This is a genomic window from Okeania sp. SIO3B5, assembly GCF_010692555.1.
Lineage (GTDB): Bacteria > Cyanobacteriota > Cyanobacteriia > Cyanobacteriales > Microcoleaceae > Okeania.
Genome location: NZ_JAAHHG010000474.1, coordinates 1 through 7,766, shown reverse-complemented (window position 1 = coordinate 7,766; position 7,766 = coordinate 1). Strand labels below are relative to the sequence as shown.

The 7,766-nt window shown below is 37.8% G+C and carries 3 protein-coding genes; all 3 read left to right on the top strand.

Going from position 1 to position 7,766, the window contains the following annotated elements; all coding sequences use genetic code 11:
• The first annotated feature begins 563 nt into the window (after positions 1-563).
• The 3 genes from gshA to F6K54_RS35835 all read left to right on the top strand — a co-directional run bounded on the left by gshA (position 564) and on the right by F6K54_RS35835 (position 6,529).
• Positions 564-1,715: a glutamate--cysteine ligase gene (gshA, locus tag F6K54_RS35845; protein ID WP_293088568.1), complete on the top strand. Its 1,152-nt coding sequence runs from the start codon at positions 564-566 to the stop codon at positions 1,713-1,715.
• A gap of 780 nt (positions 1,716-2,495) precedes the next feature.
• Positions 2,496-2,957 (top strand): tRNA (cytidine(34)-2'-O)-methyltransferase, encoded by a 462-nt coding sequence (locus F6K54_RS35840; RefSeq protein ID WP_293088567.1) that lies wholly within the window; start codon positions 2,496-2,498, stop codon positions 2,955-2,957.
• 1,151 nt (positions 2,958-4,108) lie between these two features.
• A complete protein-coding gene (locus tag F6K54_RS35835) occupies positions 4,109-6,529 on the top strand; it encodes a peptidoglycan DD-metalloendopeptidase family protein (protein WP_293088565.1) in 2,421 nt (806 codons plus the stop codon).
• Positions 6,530-7,766 lie beyond the last annotated feature (1,237 nt).

Genomic DNA, 7,766 nt, shown 5'->3' with positions numbered 1-7,766 from the left:
CCTCTAGATGTTAAATGCGTTGTAGTAGGGGAAGGGGGGGGTGGGGGGGGGGGGGGGTGGGGGAGTAGGGGAGTAGGGGAGTAGGGGAGAATTTTTTTGCCCAACTATGCGCTCTTTAATGCGCTCCATGCATTAGCATGAAGAGCTGAAAACTATGTACTTTTTCAATACCTAAAAAGGCACTTACCTTTATCTGGCAATTATTTGATATTTAATCAGCAAACCCTAATTAGGGTTTGCGTATGGAAAGTCTTTTTGCTCTTTGTAGGGAGTAGGGACCCACCCCTAATCCCTTCCAGGAGGGGAAAAGGAAGTAGTTAGGAGTTAGGAGAAATGGGAGCTACACAGGAGGTGGCCAAAAGAATGGTAAGAGTGATTTTTCTACCATAGTTACCCCAAAATACTTAATTAGGGCGAGGCTTTAAACCCAATTTTCTGGTAAATGCCATACCTCAATTTAAAGTAATAATTTCTCGATAACTTAAGCTCTGAGGCATAGACCAAAGATGTTAAATCTACTGATACCATTAGAAATATAAATATACCAAATTTAGGAGCCTGTTGTGCTGCTATCGAAAGGATTTGAAGTAGAAATGTACACTGGCACACCCCAAGGTGATACTGTTGGCCTGTCAGATCAAATTGTGGCCAAAGTCGAGGGGTTTGTTAGAGAGCCAGATAGTAGAAATGTAGAATACACAACTGCACCATTGTGTAGCTACGCTCAACTTTTATGTGCTCTAGTAAAGCCAAGACTGAAATTGAGAAGCTATTTAAACACTTTAGGGGATTACACAATAATTCCAGGAAGTACCTTATCTTTAGGAGGTAGTAATACCTTTGAACGCTCTGACCCTAATAACCCATATCACACATATATACAACAAACTTACGGCGCAAAAGTTGTTACAACCAGTATTCATATAAATATTGGTATTAGTGACCCAGAATTATTGATGCGGGCCATTCGCTTGATCCGAATGGAAGCCCCTTTATATTTAGCTCTCAGTGCCTCTTCTCCTTTTCTAGATGGCCAGGCTACAGGCTTTCACTCTACTCGTTGGGCTACTTTTCCGAAAACTCCAGTTTATGTCCCTCTATTTGAAAGTCATAGTCATTTCATCAAGTGGACTGAAGAGAAAGTTGCTACAGGTATTATGCAAAATGTTCGTCATCTGTGGTGTTCTGTGCGACCTAATGGCGATCGCCGTCCCTATAATCTTAATCGTCTAGAATTAAGAATTTGTGACTTTGTAAGTAACCCTGTTATGCAACTAGCTTTGGTAGCTTTCTTAGAAGCTCGCTTATGGCAATTATTTGACGATCCTAGTTTAGACCCCTTAGAAAAAAGTAATCTACCAGCAACTAACCTTTTGGAAGATTTGGTAGCTTTAGCAGATGCTAATGAAATAGCAGCAGCTCATGATAGTCTTGAAGCTCAACTCTTTCATTGGGAAGATGGTAGAACTATTTTAGCGAAAAATTGGATTGAGGAGATTTATCAACAGGTTTTACCTTATGCCAAAAAACTTGGCTTTAGTTGTTTTCTTTCTCCGATCAAAAAAATTATCCGGGAAGGCAATACAGCGCAAAAATGGTTAGGTCAATATAATAGCAGTCTTGACAGTCGGAGCGTAATTAAAGCAGCAATTTTGGAGATGATGCAACAAGAAGAACAGCTAGAAGATCAATTATGTCAATCAATGGTGGCCTAACTTTATAGCATTTCATTTATTTCCGCTACATTAGGTTGAAAGGAGTTAGGAGTTATACCAAATTGATAAATGTTTGCTACAAATAGTTAGGGTATTTATTTTAATTTAGAATTGAGAATTTAGAATGCAGAATGGATAGATTTAATACCATTTTTGATGTTGGAAATTACCTTTTTCGTGAAACAGACTTTATCTGAAAGTCTTTTTATGGTGCTTATTATTCGTAACATTCTTTTTTAAAAATGGTATTATACAAAATCTCAAAAGTTTTGCTAAATATCTGGCATTTGTGAATTTAGCTATGATTTTCGTGCTTAGGGAATAGGGAACAGGGAATAGTAGGGACGTTGCATGCAACGTCCCTAAAGATTATTTCGTTTACGGGTTGTTCGGGAGCAAATAATGAAAACTGACTCCTACCCCTACTAAAAGACTTTTTCAGCAAACCCTATTTATATCTTTGATTGTTATTGTATTGAATTTTCAGAGAAATCCTGAAACTTAAAAGCAATACCAAGTGTGAAAAAAGAATGCTACAAAAAGGTAGATATTGATCGGATATGCTTAAAAATAGCTGCTCCAGTTAATTTGAGATAGTTATCTCTATCTTTTTTCCCTTTTTTTCAATATTTACCCCTTCTTCCTTCTTCCCTCTTCCTTTTTTCGTAGGGACTTTGCATGCAACGTCCCTACCATTTGTAATAAACATTTATCACGCTTGGTATAAGATATTCTAGCTAACAATTTCAAATGTTCTCAATATCAAAATAAATTGATATAATGCCTCAGATTGTCCTAGTCTATCCACAAATTCCCCCAAATACAGGAAATGTTGCTCGTACTTGTGCTGCTACTAATACAGAATTACACCTAGTAAAACCTTTGGGTTTTGAAATTAGCGATCGCTATTTGAAACGGGCAGGTTTAGATTACTGGCCTTATGTTAAACTACATGACCACGATAACTTCAAAGAGTTTCAAACCTATCATCAGCAACGAGGTGGAAGATTAGTAGGTTTTAGTGCAAAGGGAGATTCTAATTATACTAAATTTCAATACCAAACAAATGATTGGCTATTGTTTGGTTCAGAAACTCATGGACTACCACAAGATATCCTAGAACATTGTGTAGCAACTCTCTATATACCAATGACACAGCCAAAGGTACGTAGTTTAAATCTTTCTGTTAGTGCTGCCTTGGGTTTATTTGAAGCCAGGCGTCAATTGGATTATCTGAGGTGACATTCTCCCTCTAGGAAGTACAGCACGAGCTATGCTTTATAACCCACATTCTGTACCACAAAATGTAGTATAGAAGAAGGAGTCAGGAGTCAGGAGACAGGAGACAGAATTTAGAAGAAAATCATAGCTGCCGCGAGCGAGTACACGATCAAGCAAGTATTTATGCTTAATTATTTACTCGGAATTTGATGAACGAAAAAAGTAATTGAGATGATTTGCATAGTATAAGTACCTACCAAACTACATATCTATATACTACTTTTAATAATACAAATTTAAGTGCGGAATGTGGGTTATAAACATCTTTCTTAAGATAAAACTTGACAAAAATATCATTTGATGTATTAGAGTCTGAAAGCTCCTAGTGTAGTTGTGATCGCAAGGACAAAAAACAACTTTTAGGAGTACACAAGTTAGTCAATTTGTCAAAGCTTGTAAAACCAATAAAACCCACATTCCCCTGGTCAATTTGTAATATTAAAAGTAGTATATGATTTCTATTATTGGTCAATATTTATACTGTATAAATTACCTCTCAAAAGTCAAATTTTCAGTTAAATATTAAGCATAAATACTTACTGAATTATTGATTCCTATTAACCACTATAATTTACTTCTTACTTCTTACTTTTGACTTCTTACCTTTTGACTTTTGACTTCTTACTAATGTTTTTCCTACTATTCCCAGATCCAGTGTTTCCTATTCCCTGCTATATAAGAAATTTCTATAGCTCTAGTAATTGCCACGACCGCCAAGTTAGTGTATACCAAAATTTAGATCATATTTTCTCCTTTTCTCCTGAAATCCTTTAGTTAGTCTAGAGGGTATTTACTAGAGGACTAAATAATTCAGAGAAAAATAAAATTGGATGATATCCAAATCACACCGCAAAAGCAAACTACAAGCAAGAATGTTGTAATATTTAGTGTCTTAACAGTTAGTTACTTTTTTTTGTTCTAATTTTGGACATTAAATATTAATTAAATTAAGATTAAATTAAAATTATCCTTGCTTTTTTGATAAAAGCAAGATAACCTAGCCTAAGTTTGATATTTGTCAGTGATCTCGATCTATGAAATAGAGTGAATCAGGTCATTGACAAGGAAACATTTAAGGATAGTTAAACGCTTGTCAATTAGGAGGTCGTTCTTTGAAACGAACATTTCCAAGTAAAGGAAAATCTGCCGCTACCTGTGAACTTAGCACAGAAGCAACTATTGAGCAGTCAAAACAAATAAATACAGTTGGTAGCAAAACTTCTTCTGCTGCCGCCATGATTGGACTTGCTGCTATTTCAACCACTATGGGTGCGCCAGGCATCCTGTTATCTGGGAAAGGCGATCTCGCAGCAGCAGCCGAACTTCCTGGAGTGGACACTAACAAACATGAACTTTCAACTAGAGAGTTAAATACTACTGGAGTTAATAGTCCAAAAGGTCTACTACTTCAGAAATTGACCAAAGGGTATGTAGAGACAGAAGGAAATACTGATTCTGAAGTTGAAGCAACTCAACCTGAGACTGTTCTACCCTCAGAAAATACACTAGGAGAACAATCCTTTTTTCCTATAGAGCTTCAACAGAAACATAGCCAGACTAAAGCCAGAGCATCTGAGCAAGAGACTTTAGTTTTTTCTGAACGGAAAATTGATAAATTAGAAACTAATGAGTTGCCCCCTCTAGGACCTCTAGGCAAAGTGCAGGCCAAGAAGACCATAGGTAACAATAGTCAACTAATTGACCAATTAACAGTAGAAACTAACTCTATTCAAACAAAACCAGAAAACCTCTCGACCAAAAATTCTGTGGAGTCGAGGTATGAGCAGTATATTTCTGAGCCCGTAGGAAAGTCCTTTGATAAATCAAAAGAAAAATTCCTAGAAAATAGAGATGGCAAATCAGAAAATTTAGTTGTTGAAGAACCAGCTCTACAGATAGCCACATCCTCGGAATTAGACAATAGTTCCACCGCCAAACAAGTCACTGATAGTCAAATAGATATTGGTCAAGAGTCAATCAAGACTGAAGGGACTAAACTAGAAGGGGCAGTGGTTATTGATTCCGATATGACATCTACACCAGTTTCATTGGTATATAAGGTGCGTGCGGGAGACACACTAAGCTTAATTGCCAAGGAAAACAATGTATCCGTCGATGCCTTAGCTAAAGCTAATAATATCAAAAATCTAGACGTAATTGAAGCCGCTAAATTACTTAAAATTCCTCAGCAACAATTTTCTGAATCATCAACACTGGTAAGTTCTACAAGTAGCAACTCTACAAAAGAGGAACTTAGTCAACCTTCTTTGGAAACTACAACTAACCAACTGAATATTCCTGAAGTCAAGGTTCCTAATATAAAATCTAATTATTTATCCGACAGCGTACCAAATGTGACTGGAGCTGAAGTTGCACCACAAAGAAGTGTACAACTTGTTTCTTGGTCTGAAGGTGTAGACGATGGAGAACATCAAATACACAAGAAACCAAAAGAATTTTCAACTTCAACACAGTTAGTTGCTACAGATAGCCCGAAAAATCCCTTAGTCAATAAAGTATGGCCTGATAATCTAGGTACAAGAGAATCTAGACAAAATCCTGTTGCATCTTCTAGTAGTAGTCAACCAGTTCAACCACTACCAGTGGACATAAATACTGAGAGTGGTGAGTTACTACCAAAAGCAATATCTGATCGTCAAAACAATCCTTATGCTAATCGTTTAAGGTCAGAAATAAGCAGGCTAAGACAAGAATATAACAATCAAAAAGAGCTTGAAGATTCTCAAACAATAACCTCAGAAGCAATAAATATTCCAGTACCTGAACCGTGGTCTTCAGAACAGAATTTACTGAATAATTCTCAAATTATTAACGAGAATAATAGTAGTAGGTACTTACAACCAACTTATCAGGAAGAAGTAAATAGTAGCCAAACCAGACAATGGTCTGAAGAAATGGAAGCTCGCAGACCTGAAATCAGAAATCCTGCTACAGTTGTTAAAGAACTACCTCTAGAAAGAAATATTAGTCAATATCAAGGGCCATCAGTCATGGCCGCAGCACCAATAGGAGCTAACTTTAATGAGATTCTAAATAATCCTTCACTAGGAAAAATGGTTTCTCCAGACTTGCCACCTTTGGGTAAAGCTGATACCTATTTACCTGGTGGTTCAATGCAATTTACCGGATATACCTGGCCCAGTAAGGGGACTCTAACATCAGGTTATGGTTGGCGGTGGGGAAGAATGCACCGTGGTATTGATATAGCTGCACCTACTGGTACTCCTATTGTTGCTGCTGCCCCTGGTGTTGTCACCTTTGCTAATTGGAATAGTGGAGGGTATGGTAACTTAGTGGAAATTAAACATCCCAATGGTAGTCTGACAATCTATGCTCATAACAGTCAAATTCTTGTTAGAGAAGGTCAGAAAGTGGCTCAGGGTGAGCTAATTGCTAAAATGGGAAGCACCGGACGTAGTACAGGCCCACACTTACATTTTGAAATCCATCCAACTGGAAATGGAGCTGTTAATCCCATGGCTCTTTTACGTTCGGGAGCGACATATAATTAGGTTAAGTGTTGCATAATTGTCGTAAAATTTCGGTAAGTGGGAAAACAGTCAGTTTGAACTGCTGGGTGCATTGACTAGATTTTAGAATCCCTAGCAATTTCTGGTAAATAGTCTAATAATAGAAGACGAGCACATACGAGTATTGGGTCATCTTTCTCCCAACTTTTGAGTCATCCCATAAGGTTGCCAAGTCAGGAGAGAAAAAACGCCAACCTTTTCTCGTGCGTCAGTCCGTCAAATGCTAAATAGGGCATATTATTGTTTCAAACAAACTCTTAAGTTCCACCCTTTAAAACCTATCCCTGATAAGGAACTCCTGAAAACCTTGTAGCAAGCAGGGGAGCAGGGGAGTAGGGAGCAGGGGAGAAAGGAGAAAGAATCATAGTAGGTAGGAAAAATTACTTAAGTTGTCAAAAAAAATGTACTTTTTAATACACTTTTTCTCTGACAAAAACCTTTTAAAGACTTGAAGATAACTTGTCTATGCGTGTCAATTTTTATGTTAAGAAAGATGTTTATAAAGCATAGCTTTAAAACGAGGCGCGACCGTATTTATAGATGTAACTGAGGAATATATTTCCAAAACTTGTATGATCGGGCGGTGGTGTTCATCAAAATTAAGGAGGCTCAAAGCATTTTAAATGTCCCCATGGCGGCCAGTCAATGCCGAGAGATGGAATGGCGCTTTGGGAACTGTTCTCAAAGCATTGTGAGATACCGCCTACGTTGATGGTTATGCCATCACATTGTTATGAACGGTTTTCCAGACTTTGGCCGGTAATTGCCGGGCTTGATGTATCTGGAAACGACTCGATTGATTTTCATCCTAAAATTTCGGTAAGTGGGAAACCACCGTCTTTTAAGGGGTGGATGGAAACGAATCGACGGATTTTAATCCGTAGTCAAAAAATGTGTTATAATTAAATAATAACTTAAAAAGTAGCCTCAATGGTCTTTTGGCCGGAGAGAGTAGTGGCAATTGACACCGTAAGCGTGGACTGCTTCTGTATACGTACTATGGTACGGTACTGGCAATGTGGTTGTTTGCCTAACGGCATACTTCGTAAACGAGCAACGTGGAAATCGTGGTTTTAACCCGATAGAAAGCTCCTGTTAGAGTCGATGGAGGGTATTATCCCTCGCACCTCTCCTTCAGAACCGGACGTGCGACTTTCACCGCATCACGGCTCCTAGATAATCTTAGGCTTTTGGCCTTTTGCCCATGTGGATATAATCG